The following is a 15647-nucleotide window of genomic DNA, read 5'->3' as shown; positions in this document are numbered from 1 at the left end:
CGGAGACCGCCCCCATGGCCGTCCACACCGCCGCCCGCGGCCGCGCACCGGACGACGACGTCATCACCGCCACCGCCCTGACGAAGACCTACCGTCAGGGCACCACCGAGGTGCGGGCCCTCGACGGGGTGTCCGTCGGCATCCGGCGCGCCCGCTTCACCGCCGTCGTCGGCCCCTCCGGGTCGGGCAAGTCGACCCTGATGCACTGCGTCGCCGGACTCGACACCGTCACCTCCGGCAGTATCGTCCTGGACGGAACGGAGATCACCGGGCTGTCCGACCGGCAGCTGACCCGGGTGCGCCGCAGACGCGTCGGGTTCGTCTTCCAGTCCTTCAACCTGCTGCCGCAGCTGACGGCCTACGAGAACATCGTGCTGCCCGTCACCATGTCCGGCGGGCGACCCGACCGCGACCGGGTGGACCACCTCTGCGACGTCCTCGGCATCGCCCACCGGATGTCGCACCGGCCCGCCGAACTGTCCGGCGGTCAGCAGCAGCGGGTCGCCGTGGCCCGCGCGCTGGTGGCCCGGCCCGCCGTGGTCTTCGCCGACGAACCCACCGGCAACCTCGACTCCCGGGCCGGTGCCGAAGTCCTCACCATGCTGCGCCGGTCCGTGGACGAGCTCGACCAGACGGTCGTCATGGTCACCCACGACCCCGCGGCGGCGCGGTACGCGGACCGGGTGCTGACCCTCGCGGACGGACGAGTCGTCCAGGACGAGGACGTCGCCCCCACCGGGCGGGCCGCCGCACTCGGCACCGGCATCGGGGCGGGGCGGCGATGAGGAACCCCTGGCGCGCGACCGTCCTGGGCTCCCAGGTGGCGGAGCTGCTGCGGCGGCCCGGACGGTTCGCGGCGACCGGACTGTCGCTGCTGATCGCCGCGTTCGTCGTCTTCGGGACCGTCACGGCCCAGCAGATCATCACCGCGACCGTCGTCGAGAACTTCCGCGGGACACCCGAAGCGGTGTCGCTGGTGGTCGAACCGGGCGGCGGCGAGGGCATCGGCGAGGACCGCCTCCGCGAGATCCGCGCGACGCCCGGAGTCACCGAGGCCGTCGGCCGGCTCGACGGAGGCACCCCGCTGGACGGCAGCGCCGTGGAACGCTACCTCGCGCTGTCCGCGGACCCCGGCACCGGCGCCCTGGCGGAGGTCCGCCTGATCGAGGGCACCTACCCCTCCGGGCCGGGCCGGCTCGCCGTCGACACCCGGGCGGCGCGGGAATACGATCTCGCCCCGGGCTCGCCGCTCACCCTGCTGCGGCCCGCACCCGACGGCGAGATCACCCGACGTGTCACGGTCCGGGTCAGCGGCATCGTCCGCAGCACCGCCACGAACGACGCGGAGCCCACGGGGTACGCCCCCGCCCCTCAGCTCGGGAAGCTGCTCGGCGCGTCCGGCTACTCCCGCGTCGACATCCGCACCGGCGCCGCGGCCGCCGCGCCGGCGGATCCGGCACGGCTGGCGGAGCGGATCCGGCAGACGGTGCCCGGAGCGCGGGTGCGGTCCGGGGACGAGGTGCGGCAGGAGGAGGCCCGCCAGGCGGTGGCGGAGGCGAAGGACACCCTGGAACTGGTCGACGTCTTCCTCGCCGTCGCGGTCGGCGCGGCGGTGCTCGTCGCGACCTCCACCTTCCGCATCGTCTTCGCACGGCGCGTGCGCCAGCTGGCGCTGCTGCGTGCCATCGGGGCGACCCCGCGCAGGCTCGCCGCCGCGCTCGTCACCGAAGGGGCGGTGGTCGGACTGCTGGCCGGCGCGACCGGTGTGTCGGCGGCCTGGGGCTGCGGGCTGCTCGTCCCCGCGGTCGCCGGACGGTTCGGGCACGATCTGTCCGTCCCGTCCCACCTCCCGCCGGCCGAGGCCGTGCTCACCGTGCTCGGCACCGGTCTCCTCGCGGTCCTCGCCGTCCTGGCCCCGTCCCTGACCGCCTCCCGGGTCTCCCCGCTGCAGGCCCTGCGCAGCGCGGCGTCCGGGGAGGGCCCGGCGAACGGCATCGGCCGGACCCTGCTGGGACTGCTCTGTGCGGCGGGCGCCGCGCTCCTGGCCTGGCGGCAGTACACCGCACTGCCCCGGCCGGGCGACACGGACTACGACCGGTTCGCCGCGCTGACCGTCGTGGTGCTCTCGGGCGGGCTGGCCTTCCTGGCCCTGATCGCCCTCGGACCCCGGCTGGTCCGGCCGGTGCTGTCGGCCGTCGCCGTCCCGTTGCGCCGCACCGGTGCGGCCGGCCGCCTCGCGGTCGCGGGCGTCGGGGGTGCGCCGGGCCGGGCGGCCTCGGTCTCGGTCGTCGTCGCCCTCGGCGTCTGCCTGGTCGGCTCGACGCTGACCTGCCTCGCCTCCCTGAACGCCTACGAGCGGTACCGGCAGGCGGTGGAGGCCCCCGCCGACTTCCGCCTGTACGCGAGGGACGGCGGGACGCTGGACCGGTCGCTGGCCGCCGATCTGGCCTCCCACCCCGGACTCGTCGACGTGACCGCGTTCCGCACGGCCGAGGTCGTCGAGAGCACCCGCAGCGCGACGGTCTCCGACCTCGACCTCACCGCCGTCCGCTCCGGCGTGGGCCTGACCGCCCGCACTGGCTCCCTCGACCGCCTCGGACCCGCCCACGTCGTGGTGGACGCCGACCACGCCCACCGGCTCGGCGTCCGGGCCGGTGACCGCGTGACGCTGACCTTCGAGGGACGCCCCGTCCGGCTCACCGTGGCGGCGACGCTGCCCGGAGCGGGGCCCTACGGCGGCGACTTCTTCGTCCCCGCCGGGGACCTCACCCGTATGGGAGCGGACGCCGCGCCCACCGCGGTCACCGCCGACGCCTCCGAGGACGGCGCCCAGGGCCGGATACGCGCGCGGCGGGCCATCACCGAGACGCTGACGGGTCCGCGGCGCGGCGAGGGGCGGGTCATCGCGGAGGACCCGGCGGGGCAGGGCGGTGAGCAGGACGACCTGCGGACGATGGCCACGACAGTGATCATGGTGCTGGGGCTCACCGTCCTGGTGGCGGTCGTCGGAGTCGCCACTACGGCGAGCCTCACCGTCGTCGAACGCACACGTGAGTTCGGGCTGCTGCGGGCCCTGGGCCTCGGCGGCGCGGCCGTGCACCGCATGGTCACGCTGGAGTGCGCGCTCTACGGCGTACTGGGCGGAGTCCTCGGACTGGCCCTCGCCCTGCCGTACTCCTGGCTGGTGGTCCGTGTCGCCGAGACCGGCGCCCCGTTCAGTGTGCCGGCCGGGCAGCTCGCGGCGGTCCTCACCGTCCTCGTCCTGGTGACCGCCGCCGCGGGCATGGCGCCCGCCCTCCGCGCCTCCCGGACCTCACCGACGGTCGCCGTCGCCGGGTCCGACTAGGGCCTGTCCGGCGGGGACCCGGGCGGGAGACGGACGGCCGGGGTACGCGCGCCGGGGCCGGTGAGCGGGCGGCGTCGCGGGGATCAGTACGGCCGGAAGTTGAAGTACCCGAGCAGCACGATCACCGCGGCGACGGACCCGAGCACCACGGCCGTCGACACCCATGACGAGCGCCCGGCCGATCCCCTGTGCTCCGGCTCACCACGGAACGGGACCGGTCCGGGCGGGTTGTCCTTCCAGCGGGCGGCGAGCATCCTGGCTCGCGCCGACGGCTCCTTGTGCACGGCGCCGTCCGCCCACTTGATGTCGAACTCGCGCTCGTCGTCGTGCCTTTCGGACATCCCCGTGACCTTCTCTCGAACAACCGTGTCGGTTCCAGGATCTCTCTCCGGCCGTGAGGAGGGAAGCTTTCCGGTCATCCGGACCGGGCCGGGTAAAAGCCGCCGCCGGCACTCCCCACAGGAGTGCCGGCGGCGGCCCGGTCATCGGCCGGGGGAGCGGTCACCCGCTCCGGCCCGGGCGGGATCACACGTCGAAGTACAGCTCGAACTCGTGCGGGTGCGGGCGGAGCTGGAGCGGCGCGATCTCGTTGGTGCGCTTGAAGTCGATCCACGTCTCGATCAGGTCCGGCGTGAAGACGTCGCCCTGGAGGAGGAACTCGTGGTCGGCCTCGAGGCGGTCGAGGACGGCGCCGAGGGAGGTCGGGACCTGCGCCACGTTCGCGTGCTCCTCGGGAGCCAGCTCGTAGAGGTCCTTGTCGATCGGCTCGGCCGGCTCGATCTTGTTCTTGATGCCGTCCAGACCGGCCAGGAGCAGCGCCGAGAAGGCCAGGTACGGGTTGCCGGAGGCGTCCGGGGCGCGGAACTCGACGCGCTTGGCCTTCGGGTTCGAGCCCGTGATCGGGATACGCATCGCGGCGGAGCGGTTGCGCTGCGAGTACACCAGGTTCACCGGCGCCTCGAAGCCCGGCACCAGACGGTGGTACGAGTTCACCGTCGGGTTGGTGAAGGCCAGCAGCGACGGGGCGTGCCGCAGGATGCCGCCGATGTAGTAGCGGGCCGTGTCCGACAGGCCGGCGTAGCCCTGCTCGTCGTAGAAGAGCGGCTCGCCGCCCGTCCACAGCGACTGGTGGACGTGCATGCCCGAACCGTTGTCACCGAAGATCGGCTTCGGCATGAAGGTCGCGGTCTTGCCGTTGCGCCAGGCCACGTTCTTCACGATGTACTTGAAGAGCTGCAGGTCGTCGGCGGCGGCGAGCAGGGTGTTGAACTTGTAGTTGATCTCCGCCTGGCCGGCCGTGCCCACCTCGTGGTGCTGGCGCTCGACCTGAAGGCCCGACTTGACCAGTTCCAGGGAGATCTCGGCACGCAGGTCGGCGAAGTGGTCGACCGGCGGGACCGGGAAGTAGCCGCCCTTGTAGCGGACCTTGTAACCGCGGTTGTCCTCCAGCGCACCGGTGTTCCAGGCGCCCGCCTCGGAGTCGATGTGGTAGAAGGACTCGTTCTCCGAGGTCTTGAAGCGCACGCTGTCGAAGACGTAGAACTCGGCCTCCGGGCCGAAGAACGCGGTGTCCGCGATGCCTGTGGAGGCGAGGTAGGCCTCGGCCTTGCGGGCCACGTTGCGCGGGTCGCGGGAGTAGGCCTCGCCCGTGATCGGGTCGTGGATGAAGAAGTTGACGTTCAGCGTCTTGTCGCGGCGGAACGGGTCGACACGCGCCGTGGACAGGTCCGCGCGCAGCGACATGTCGGACTCGTGGATGGCCTGGAAGCCGCGGATCGAGGACCCGTCGAAGGCCAGCTCCTCGTCCGGGTCGAACGCCTCCGCAGGCACCGTGACGTGCTGCATCACACCCGGGAGGTCGCAGAACCGGACGTCGATGAACTTGACGTCCTCGTCCGCGATGAACTTCTTGGCCTCGTCGGCGTTCTGGAACATCCAGCTCCTCCTACTCCCGACCGTCCCGCCGGGGTGGTAGATCGTTCGTGCGGCCAGTGCGGGTGGCACACGCTGCACTCGACCCTAGGGACGGGTCATTTCTCGGGCGTGACCCATTTGTTTCGCACAAGTTAACCGGCCCCTCTCCCACGGTAGCCCCGACGCACCCCGCCGTCCTGTGGTCATATCCGGGCGCAGTACCGTGGACGGGTGGACAACAGGCAAGCAATCGGATCATGGCTCTCCGGGCCCCGCGCGGCCCTGGAGGACGCCGGTGCCGAGTTCGGCTACCGGGGCGAGCAGCTGGGGCTGCCGGAGGACGGACCGGGCTCGATCGCACGCCCCGGCCGCAGGCTCGGCGCCCTCGCCGTGGACTGGGGTCTGTGCATGCTGATCGCATACGGCCTGATCACCGAGGGCTACGACGGACAGTCGACCGGCAACTGGGCGCTGCTGGTGTTCCTGGTGCTGAGTGTCCTCACCGTCGGCACCCTCGGCTTCACCCCCGGCAAGCGGCTGTTCGGGCTGCGGGTCGTGGCCCTGGACACCGGCCGGGTCCAGCCGCTGCGCGCACTGGCGCGCACGGTGCTGCTGTGCCTCGCCGTCCCCGCCCTCGTCTGGGACCGTGACGGCCGCGGACTGCACGACCGGCTGGCCCGCACGGTCGAGGTCCGCGTCTGACACCCGTCCACGCGTCGCTACGACGACGGGGGCGCCGGAAGTGATTCCGGCGCCCCCGTCGTCGTAACGGAGAAGGGGTGGGGGTCAGCGGCCGCGCTGGCCGCCGCTCTTCGGGAGCCGCATGCCCTTGGGCATCGGGCCCTTCGGCAGCGGCATGTTGCTCATCAGGTCGCCCAGGGCGCGCAGCCGGTCGTTGGTCGCGGTGACCTGCGGGCCGGTGAGCACGCGGGGCAGCTTGAGCATGGTCGTACGGACCTTCTTCAGCTCGACCCGGCCCTCGCCCGTGCCCACGATCAGGTCGTGCACCGGGACGTCCGCGACGATGCGGTTCATCTTCTTCTTCTCGGCGGCCAGCAGGCTCTTCACCCGGTTCGGGTTGCCCTCGGCGACCAGCACGATGCCGGCCTTGCCGACCGCGCGGTGCACCACGTCCTGGCTGCGGTTCATCGCCACCGCCGGAGTCGTCGTCCAGCCCCGGCCGATGTTGTCGAGCACGGCCGCAGCGGCGCCCGGCTGTCCCTCCATCTGCCCGAAGGCGGCCCGCTCGGCCCGGCGCCCGAACACGATCGCCGTCGCGAGGAAGGCGAACAGGAGGCCCAGGATGCCGAGATAGATGGGGTATCCGAGCAAGAAACCGATCGCGAGGAAGACACCGAAGGTGACGATTCCGACAGCCGCGAGTACAAGACCGATCTTCTTGTCGGCCCTGCGGGTCATCTTGTAGGTCAGGGCGATCTGTTTCAGTCGCCCGGGGTTCGCAGCGTCCGCTGCGGTTTCCTTCCTCGCCATGACATGAAGTCTACGTGTCCCCGGAGGGGGCGGAGGGTCAGGGGCGGGTGGCCGGGGACGGGGCGATCCCGGCCAGGTCGAGCACGCGCTGCGCCTCGACCCGGTCCCTGGCGCGGCGGCGGTCCTCGAGGACCGACGACCAGGCGTTGCGGCGGGCGGTGCGCTGACCGCCGCTCATCAGCAGCGACTCGACGGCGCGCAGCGCCGTGGTGAAGGACGGGATGGCGGTGGCGCGGACGGGCGCGGCCTGCATGGTGGAGATCCCTCTCGGTGCCGGCGGGTAGCGGAGTACGTGCGGTGATTCCAGGCTCACCGACTGGTGTTACCAGTGCGTGACCGACCGGTCAAACGGGCATGAAGCCTCGGATGAGGGGCCCGGAACGCCGACGCGGTCCCGACCTGTGCCCTCATCTGCGAGGACGGTCGGGACCGCGTCGTATCGGCCATTACCGGCCGGTAGGGCCTTGTGCGTGAATTCACACGCGGTGGGCGGTGTGCCGGGGACGGCTGCGGGCAGGGTCAGACGGCCTGCGAGGCCGCGTACGCGCCACGCTTCTCGATCGCCATCCCGTAGAGGCGGCCGGCGCGGTACGAGGAGCGGACCAGCGGGCCGGACATCACACCGGAGAAGCCGATCTGCTCGGCCTCCTCCTTCAGCTCCACGAACTCGTGCGGCTTCACCCAGCGCTCGACCGGGTGATGGCGCACGGAGGGCCGCAGATACTGGGTGATGGTGATCAGCTCGCAGCCCGCCTCGTGCAGCTGCCTGAGAGCGTCGCCGACCTCCTCACGGGTCTCGCCCATGCCGAGGATCAGGTTCGACTTCGTGACCAGACCGTAGTCGCGGGCGTCCGTGATGACCTTCAGGGAACGCTCGTAGCGGAAGCCGGGGCGGATCCGCTTGAAGATCCGGGGGACCGTCTCCACGTTGTGCGCGAACACCTCGGGGCGGGAGGAGAAGACCTCCGCCAGCTGCTCGGGGACCGCGTTGAAGTCGGGGGCCAGCAGTTCGACCTTGGTACGGCCGTCCGCGCGCTCGGCGGTCTGCGCGTGGATCTGGCGCACGGTCTCCGCGTACAGCCAGGCGCCGCCGTCCTCCAGGTCGTCGCGCGCGACGCCGGTGATCGTGGCGTAGTTCAGGTCCATGGTGACGACCGACTCGCCCACCCGGCGCGGCTCGTCACGGTCCAGCGCCTCGGGCTTGCCGGTGTCGATCTGGCAGAAGTCACAGCGCCGGGTGCACTGGTCGCCACCGATGAGGAAGGTCGCCTCGCGGTCCTCCCAGCACTCGTAGATGTTCGGACAGCCGGCTTCCTGGCAGACCGTGTGCAGCCCCTCGCTCTTCACGAGGTTCTGCATCTTGGAGTACTCGGGGCCCATTTTCGCCCGGGTCTTGATCCACTCGGGCTTGCGCTCGATGGGGGTCTGGCTGTTGCGGACCTCCAGGCGCAGCATCTTGCGTCCGTCGGGTGCGACTGCGGACACGACCGGCTCCTAGCGATTGATTCCTCGGCGTGCTCAAGGGTACGCCCGTTGATTTGAACGTCCGGCGGGGTGTCCGCCTGCTGACTGCTGCCCGGCCGCGACCCCCGATGCGGCCTGTGTCACCACGACCGCCAACACCGGACGCGGCCGGTTTATGCCGCCGGTGCCTCTTCGATCACCCGGGGCCTCAGCTCCGCGTTCTCCACGACGTCCCGGAGGTGGCGCTCCACGACGGGGAGCACCTCGGCGATGGTGATGTCGCGGCCCAGCTCGTTCGCCAGGGAGGCGACGCCGGCGTCCCGGATGCCGCACGGGATGATCCGGTCGAACCACTTGTTGTCGGGGTTCACGTTGAGGGCGAAGCCGTGCATCGTGACGCCCTTGGCGACCCGGATGCCGATCGCGGCGATCTTGCGGTCCTCGCGGCGCTGGCCGGCGTTGGACGGGGCGTACTCCGGGCCGTTGAGGCGGGGGTCGAACTCGTCGTCGGTGAGCCGGGGGTCGAAGTCCAGGGAGAGCCCGCCGAGCGCCGGGCGCCGCTCCACCGGGTCGCCCAGCACCCACACCCCGCTGCGGCCCTCCACCCGGGTGGTCTCCAGGCCGAACTCCGCGCAGGCCCGGATCAGGGCCTCCTCCAGGCGCCGTACGTGCGCGACCACGTCCACCGGGCGGGGCAGCTTCTGGATCGGGTAGCCGACCAGCTGGCCGGGGCCGTGCCAGGTGATCTTGCCGCCGCGGTCCACGTCGATGACCGGGGTGCCGTCGAGGGGGCGCTCGCTCGCCTCGGTGCGGCGGCCGGCCGTGTAGACCGGGGGGTGTTCCAGGAGGATCACGGTGTCGGGCACCTCGTCGGCGAACCGCGCCGCGTGCACCCGGCGCTGCTCGTCCCAGGCCACCTGATAGTCCACGGCCTCGGCCCCGAAACCCATCCGCACGAACCGCAACTCGCTCACGGCAAGCGCCTCCCTAGAAGGTCAGTCGGACACGAAACGCGCCCACGCCACTGTACGACCGTTCGAGCGCGGGACCTTCGGGGGCCGCCCGGGGTGCTGCCGGGCTGAGGTCCGGCAGGGAATGTCAGCATTCGGGCAATTCTCACACGATCGGATGAATGCCGCCCGAAATCTGCGACCGGCCGCTTACTCTCCGCTACATTCGCGCCGTCCGTACGCCCAAACGGGCTGCTCACAGGCACGTCGTGGCACCTCGCTCAGCCGGAAGGCAGGAGACCGCACCACCGATGACGGAACGACCCGCGCAGCGCACCCCCAACCGCCAGCTCGCCGCGCTCATCGCAGAAGCGGGGTTCTCCAACGCGGGACTCGCCCGTCGCGTGGACCAGCTCGGTCTCGAACACGGGCTCGACCTGAGATACGACAAGACCTCCGTCACCCGCTGGCTGCGCGGACAGCAGCCGCGCGGTACGACACCGGCGCTGATCGCCGAGGTCTTCACCCGCCGCCTCGGCCGGCGCCTGACCGCCCAGGACCTGGGACTGGACGCCTGCGCCCCCGTCTACGCGGGCCTGGAGTTCGCCGCGAGCCCCGAGGAGGCCGTCGACATCGTCAGCGGCCTGTGGCGCAAGGACTCCGGCAGCCATGCCGAGCTGCGGAAGATCGCCTTCACCTCGGCGGGCCTGGTCGTGCCGAGCCGGGACTGGCTGATCGGACGGGCGGACGAGAAGGTGGCCCGCACGGAACCCCCGCCGCGGGTACCGGCCCAGGCGCGGACGGCCCTGCCCCGCCCGGCCGAACTGCTTGCCCGCCGCCGCGCCACCGCCGAACGCGGGCCCGGCCACCGGGTCACCGGCGGCGACATCTCCGCGCTGCGCTCGGTCGGCGAACTGTTCCGCACCCTCGACGACGCGTACGGCGGCGGGCACGCCCGCCAGGCCCTCGTGCGGTACCTGGAGCACGAGTGCGAGCCCATGCTGCGCGGCACGTACGGCGAACAGACCGGGCGGCGGCTGTTCGCGGCCGCCGCGGACCTGACCCGGCTGGCGGGCTGGACGTCGTACGACATCGCCGCGCACGGGCTCGCGCAGCGGTACTTCGTACAGGCACTGCGGCTCGCGCAGGCGGCGGGGGACCGGCCGTACGGCGCGTACGTGCTGGTCACGATGAGCAGGCAGGCGGTGTACCTCGGGCACGGGCGCGAGGCCGTCCAGCTGGCGCGGGTGGCCCAGCAGGGGGCGGGCGGGTCCGTTCCGCCGGTCGTGCAGGCGCTGCTGCAGGCCGCCGAGGCGCGGGGGCACGGGGTGCTGGGGGAGGTGCGGTCCTGCACGGCCGCGCTGGTCCGCGCGGAGCGCGCGCTGGAGGGGGCGCGGGCGGGTGACGACGTGCCGTACTGGGCGCGCTGCTTCGACGAGGCGCAGCTGGCGGACGAGTTCTCGCACTGCCACCGGGACCTTCAGCAGTTCCGGGCGGCGGCGCAGCACGCGGAACGCTCGCTGCGGTTGCGCGCGGCGGGGTACGCGCGCAGCCGGCTGTTCTGCCGGGTGGTCCTGGCGACCGCCCGCCTCGCCCTCGGCGAACTCGACCAGGCATGCCAACTGGGCGCCGAGGCGGCCGCCCAGGCGGCGGAGATGCGCTCGGTACGAGCGGTCGAATACGTACGCGACTTCGAACGCAAGCTCGAGCCATACCGCGACGCGACCCCGGTCCGCACGTACCGCGACAAGGTCGCGGCCTACGGCTGACCTCGGCCCCGGCCGCGCCCTCCGCACTCCGCGCGTACCGCGACAAGGTCGCGGCCTACGGCTGACCCCGGCCCCGGCCGCGCCCTCCGCACTCCGCGGGCAGTCGTGCCGCTGGGGCGGCACGGGTGGGCGCGACGGCACCCCGTAAGCGCCGGGCCGCGCGAACACCCCCGGTCCGCATCAGACGCGGAGCACCCTCGCAGGCGCCGGGGGGGGCGCGAAAAACGCGCCCCCGCGCGCACGGCACACGCACCGGCCGGCAGGTCAGGCCGCCCGGGCGGTCGGGGCCGGTTCCGCCCGGTGCAGCGACCGATCCGCCCCCAGGTCCGCCAATATCGCCCCCGCCGCCCGATGAGCCGAGTGCAACGCCCCCTGCACGGTCCCCGTGTCCCGGTGATCGCCGCACACGTACAGCCCCGCCAGCAACCGCACCGGCCGCCGCAGATCGTGCGGCGGCCGCATCGCGGGCACCGCCTCCGGCGAGTGGTACACACCCACCGTCTCCCACCGCCCCGTCGGCACGCCGTACAGCCGCGCCAGATGCATGCGTACGGCGGTGTCGACGCCCGGCACCGGCGGCCCCAGGACCGTCGAGCTGACCAGCGTGCGCCCCGCCGGGGCGCGGGAGGGGTCGACCCGGCTGACGACCGCCGTGTGCGCCACCGGCCCGCCCCGCTCCGCGTCCAGCAGCAGCGACGCCCCCGTCCCCGGCGCCTCGTCGGTGGTGTGGTGCAGCACGGTCACCGGGTGGAAGTCCGGCACCCGCAGCCCCGGCAGCAGCTCCGCCGCCTCCCGCGCACCCGTCGCGACCAGTACCGCGCCGCACCGGAACTCCCCGTGCTCCGCGGTGGTCACCGAGGTCGTCGACACGGACGTGACCCGCACCCCCGTGTGCACCGTCCCCGCCGGCAGCCCCCGCTCCAGTCGCCGCGGCAGCGCCTCGGCGCCGCCCTCCGGCACACACAGCCGCCCGCTCGCGAACGCCCGGAGCGCCAGATCCGCGCACCGGCTGGACGTGGTGAGCTCCGGATCGCACAGCAGCGCGGCCAGCAGCGGACGCAGAAAACCGTCGATCGTGCGGGCCGGCAGCCCCCGGCCCGGCAGCGCCTCCGCCGCCGTCGTCTCGGGCCGCGCCAGCAGCCGTTCCACCGGCGTACCCGCGAGCTTGCTGAACGCGGCCCCCAGCCGCGCCTGGTCGACCGCCGTGCCCAGCGGCGCGCCCGTACGGCTGCGGGGCACCGACACCTGCCGGCCGGGCACCGCCACCGGCCTGCGCGGCCCCCCGCCCGCCCGTGGGGCGCTCGCCAGGGCGCGCACCGCATACAGTGCGCCCCTCGCGCTCCGCGCCCCTCTCGCGCCCGGCTGCACGCCCGCACGATGGTGCCGTCCGTCGCTGTGCAGCAGGACGCCGGGTGCGAACGGACGCAGCACCAGCCCGTCGAGGCCCCCGTCCGGCCGTAGCTCGGGATACGCCGTGGACAGCAGCCGTCCGATCCGGTCGAGCCGGAAGCCGTCGACCTTCTCGGTGGCCATCCGGCCGCCCACCTCCTGGGCGGCCTCCAGAACCATCGTGGTGACTCCTGCGCTGGTCAGTCGTCGTGCGGCGGAGAGTCCGGCGACCCCGGCCCCCACGATGACGACGTCCGCCTGGTACGTGGGCTCAAGCACGTGCACCTCCTCGAGGTTGCGCGGGCGCTGGAGACTTCATGCCCTCAACAGGCCCCAGGGATACCCGAGTTCTGGTCGAGGGTAGGTCCGTGCCCGGTCACCCGGTCAGTCGCGCACGGGCAGAGCACGGGCGCACGAAGGTCGCATGCGCGTGCCGGACGGGCACCCCGGGGTGCCGGACGGTCCGCGGGCGAGGGTCAGCGGGCAGCCGCCGCCCTGATCGCCCCCTCGATCCCGGGGAACGCGAACCGGAAGCCGGATTCCAGCAGCCGCGCCGGCAGCACACGGGCGCTGCCGAGGACATCCCCGGACATCTCCCCGAGCACCGTCCGCAGCACCGGCGCCGGCACCGCGAACAGCGCCGGCCGGCGCAGTACGCGCGACATCGCCTCGGTGACCTCACGGTTGGTCGCGGGCTGCGGCGCGGTCACGTTGAACGGCCCGGACAGCCCCTCGGTGTCCAGGAGATGGCGCAGCGCGGCCACCTCGTCGTGCAGCGCCACGAACGACCAGTACTGGCTTCCGTCACCCATCCGCCCGCCCAGCCCGGCCCGGAACAGCGGGAAGAGCCGGCCCCACGCGCCGCCTCCGCGCGCCACCACCAGGCCGGTGCGCGAGAACACCGTCCGTACGCCCGCCTCCCGGGCCGGCGCGGCGGCCGCCTCCCACTCGACGCACAGCTCCGGCAGGAAGCCCTCGCCCGGCGGGGCGCTCTCGTCCACCGTCCGGTCGCCGGTCTCGCCGTAGTAGCCGATCGCACTGCCGTTGAGGAACACCCGCGGCCGTACGTCCTCGGGCAGACCCGCGACGGCCCGCGCGAGCGCCTGCGTGCCGCCGACCCGGCTGCTCCTGATCCGCGCCTTGTACTCCGCCGTCCAGCGCCGGTCGCCGACCCCGGCGCCCGCCAGGTTCACCACCGCGTCGCATCCGGCGAGACCGGCCGCGTCGACCGACCCGCGCTCCGGGTCCCAGCGGACCTCGTCCGCCGCCCGGGGCGCGCGCCGTACCAGCCGGACCACCTCGTGCCCGTCCGCCGTGAGAGACCGCGCGAGCGCGTCTCCGATGAGCCCGGACGCACCGGCCACCGCGATTCGGGAACGTTCCATGGCGTCCATCCTGCCCCGCGCGCCACGAAATTCACGGCTGGGAGCGCCGATCCGCCCGTAAGGTGGCGCCCATGTCCGAGCCGTTCATACGCGTCGCCCGCTTCGACGACGAGGGGGAGCTGGCCCTCCTCGACCGGGCGACCTGGTCCACCCTGCACGCCGTCACCCCGCCGCCGCAGCCGCCGTACGACACCTTCTTCAGCGAACGCTCCGGTCCCCGGGACCACCACGTCGCCGAGCACCGGGGGCGGATCGTGGGCTACGTCCGCCTCGGCTTCCCCACCGAACTCGCCTCCAACGCGCACGTACGGCAGATCCGCGGCCTCGCCGTCGCCGAGGAGGCACGTGGACTGGGCGTGGGCCGCGCCCTGGTGCGGGCCGCCGTCGCCCAGGCGCGGGAAGCAGGCGCCCGCCGGATCACCCTGCGCGTGCTCGGTCACAACACCGCCGCCCGCAGGCTGTACGAGTCCGGGGGCTTCGCCGTGGAAGGCGTCCAGCCGGAGGAGTTCTTCGTCGGGGGTACGTACGTCGACGACGTGCTCATGGGGCAGTCGCTGGTCTGACGGGGCCCCAGGGGGTGCCGGGCACCCCCTACGCCGTCGGCTCCCCGGTGTCCACCGGCGCCGTCGCGTCCGCCGCGCGCTCGGCGTCCTCGGCCACCTCGTCCGCCGTCAGGACGTACCCCGTCTCGGCGTCCGACGTGGACCGCGCGAACACCACCCCGTACACCCGGCCGTCGGCCGTCAGCAGCGGGCCGCCGGAGTTGCCGGGCCGGACCGTGGAGCGGATCGAGTAGATCTCGCGCGTGACGGTCGCGTCGTTGTAGATGTTCTGCCCCCGGGCCCGCACCCGGTTGGCGACCGTCGCCGCCTGCAGATTCAGATCGCCGTCCTGCGGATAGCCGGCGACGACCGCCGAGTCGCCGCGGTCCGCGTCGTCGTCGAAGTCCAGCACCGGAGCGCGCAGATCCGGCACATACAGCACGGCCACGTCCTTGCGCGGATCGAAGAGCACCACCCGTGCCTCGTACACCTGCCCGACCCCGCCCACGCGTACGGTCGGCTCGTCGATGCCGGCCACCACATGCGCGTTGGTCATCACATGCTCGGCCGCGTACACGAAACCGCTGCCCTCGCGGCCCTGCGCGCCCGCCACCCCCTCCACCTTCACCGTGCTGCGCTGCGCGGCCCGGGTGGCGGCCGCGGTGACGCTGTCCCCGGTGGGCGCGGCGACCTCGGCCGTCGACTCGTTCTCGAACGGGTTGAAGACCTGCGGGAAACCCGCCTCCGTCAGCGCCGACGTGGCCCGCGAGAACCAGCCCGGCGTGGTGTCCGGCATCGTGTCCTGCACCGCCCCCAGCAGCCGGGAGTCCCGGATCGCCGACGTCACCAGCGGCGACGAGGACGCGCCCAGCACGCTCGCCACCACCCACGCCACGATCAGCACCGCCACCGAGTTGGCCGCCGCCCCGCCGACCCCGTCCGCCACCCGCAGCGGGCCCCGGTCCAGCTCCCGCCGCAGCCTGAGCGCCAGCCGCCCCGCCAGCTCATGGCCCGCCACGGCCGGCAGCAGCACCGTGAACACCGCCGTCACCGTCGCCCGGGTCGTCCCCGGCGTCACCAGGTCCATCACCCACGGCAGGATCCACACGCCGACGACCGCACCGCCCACGAAACCGGCCAGCGACACACAGCCGGCCAGCAGCCCGCGCCGGTACCCGGACGCCGCGTAGGCCAGGACGACCAGCAACAGCAGGATGTCGAGCAGGTCCACGCACGCCGCCTTTCTCTCGGAACCACCGGCCCATACATACGTGGGGGAGGGGCCCGGTGATCAGCCACGCGCGGGTGACCACCGGGAAGCGGCCGCACGCGCGTGTACCCGGAAGAACGCCGGGGAGCCGGACGATGGTTCCGCCGCGGACCGTACGGCGGGTCCA

The 15647-nt window shown here is 73.2% G+C and carries 14 protein-coding genes; 5 read left to right on the top strand and 9 right to left on the bottom strand.

The genetic code is table 11. The features are described 5' to 3' along the window. Positions 1 to 14 precede the first annotated feature (14 nt). On the top strand, positions 15 to 785 hold the full coding sequence (locus tag IF28_RS0134430) for an ABC transporter ATP-binding protein (RefSeq protein ID WP_051713978.1): 771 nt from the start codon (positions 15 to 17) through the stop codon (positions 783 to 785). Further along, a complete protein-coding gene (locus IF28_RS0134425) occupies positions 782 to 3346 on the top strand; it encodes an FtsX-like permease family protein (RefSeq protein ID WP_030229040.1) in 2565 nt (854 codons plus the stop codon). Before IF28_RS0134430 ends, IF28_RS0134425 begins: the two co-directional genes overlap by 4 nt. Before the next feature lie 83 nt (positions 3347 to 3429). Here IF28_RS0134425 and IF28_RS0134420 read toward each other — a convergent pair whose 3' ends face one another. Beyond that, on the bottom strand, positions 3430 to 3687 hold the full coding sequence (locus tag IF28_RS0134420) for a hypothetical protein (RefSeq protein WP_030229037.1): 258 nt from the start codon (positions 3685 to 3687) through the stop codon (positions 3430 to 3432). 184 nt (positions 3688 to 3871) lie between these two features. Next, entirely contained in the window at positions 3872 to 5281 is a 1410-nt protein-coding gene (glnA, locus tag IF28_RS0134415; protein WP_030229035.1) for a type I glutamate--ammonia ligase, read from the bottom strand. Positions 5282 to 5491: 210 nt separating this feature from the next. Between glnA and IF28_RS0134410 the strand changes: the two genes are divergently transcribed. After that, a complete protein-coding gene (locus IF28_RS0134410) occupies positions 5492 to 5962 on the top strand; it encodes an RDD family protein (RefSeq protein WP_030229033.1) in 471 nt (156 codons plus the stop codon). An 84-nt stretch (positions 5963 to 6046) separates the two neighbouring features. Here the strand turns inward: IF28_RS0134410 and IF28_RS0134405 are convergent, their stop codons facing one another. The 4 genes from IF28_RS0134405 to lipB form a co-directional block, all read right to left on the bottom strand. Then, positions 6047 to 6751, bottom strand: a complete 705-nt coding sequence (locus tag IF28_RS0134405) for a DUF4191 domain-containing protein (protein ID WP_030229030.1) — start codon at positions 6749 to 6751, stop codon at positions 6047 to 6049. Positions 6752 to 6788: 37 nt separating this feature from the next. Then, positions 6789 to 7004: a hypothetical protein gene (locus IF28_RS0134400; RefSeq protein WP_030229027.1), complete on the bottom strand. Its 216-nt coding sequence runs from the start codon at positions 7002 to 7004 to the stop codon at positions 6789 to 6791. 266 nt (positions 7005 to 7270) lie between these two features. Further along, on the bottom strand, positions 7271 to 8236 hold the full coding sequence (lipA, locus tag IF28_RS0134395) for a lipoyl synthase (protein WP_030229025.1): 966 nt from the start codon (positions 8234 to 8236) through the stop codon (positions 7271 to 7273). Positions 8237 to 8388: 152 nt separating this feature from the next. Beyond that, positions 8389 to 9189 (bottom strand): lipoyl(octanoyl) transferase LipB, encoded by an 801-nt coding sequence (gene lipB / locus IF28_RS0134390; RefSeq protein WP_030229021.1) that lies wholly within the window; start codon positions 9187 to 9189, stop codon positions 8389 to 8391. Positions 9190 to 9476: 287 nt separating this feature from the next. On the opposite strand from lipB, the gene IF28_RS0134385 reads away from it, so the two are divergent. Next, complete coding sequence (locus tag IF28_RS0134385) at positions 9477 to 10934, top strand: hypothetical protein (RefSeq protein WP_030229018.1); 1458 nt, start codon at positions 9477 to 9479, stop codon at positions 10932 to 10934. A gap of 264 nt (positions 10935 to 11198) precedes the next feature. On the opposite strand, the gene IF28_RS0134380 is transcribed toward IF28_RS0134385, so the two are convergent. Together IF28_RS0134380 and IF28_RS0134375 are read right to left on the bottom strand one after the other, a co-directional pair. Continuing rightward, the gene (locus IF28_RS0134380; protein ID WP_030229016.1) at positions 11199 to 12602 is read right to left on the bottom strand and encodes an NAD(P)/FAD-dependent oxidoreductase; all 1404 of its coding nucleotides are present in this window, start codon (positions 12600 to 12602) and stop codon (positions 11199 to 11201) included. A gap of 197 nt (positions 12603 to 12799) precedes the next feature. Further along, positions 12800 to 13708, bottom strand: a complete 909-nt coding sequence (locus IF28_RS0134375) for a TIGR01777 family oxidoreductase (RefSeq protein ID WP_030229013.1) — start codon at positions 13706 to 13708, stop codon at positions 12800 to 12802. Between the two features lie 71 nt (positions 13709 to 13779). Here IF28_RS0134375 and IF28_RS0134370 point away from each other — a divergent pair, with 71 nt between their 5' ends. Continuing rightward, complete coding sequence (locus tag IF28_RS0134370) at positions 13780 to 14271, top strand: GNAT family N-acetyltransferase (protein ID WP_030229011.1); 492 nt, start codon at positions 13780 to 13782, stop codon at positions 14269 to 14271. Positions 14272 to 14299: 28 nt separating this feature from the next. On the opposite strand, the gene IF28_RS0134365 is transcribed toward IF28_RS0134370, so the two are convergent. After that, positions 14300 to 15481 (bottom strand): MarP family serine protease, encoded by a 1182-nt coding sequence (locus IF28_RS0134365; protein ID WP_030229009.1) that lies wholly within the window; start codon positions 15479 to 15481, stop codon positions 14300 to 14302. Positions 15482 to 15647 lie beyond the last annotated feature (166 nt).

This window comes from Streptomyces sp. NRRL WC-3626, from assembly GCF_000718785.1.
In the GTDB taxonomy this organism is placed as follows: Bacteria; Actinomycetota; Actinomycetes; order Streptomycetales; family Streptomycetaceae; genus Streptomyces; species Streptomyces edwardsiae.
The sequence above is the reverse complement of the archived record's forward strand: the minus strand, read 5'-3'. Positions and strand labels throughout refer to the sequence as shown.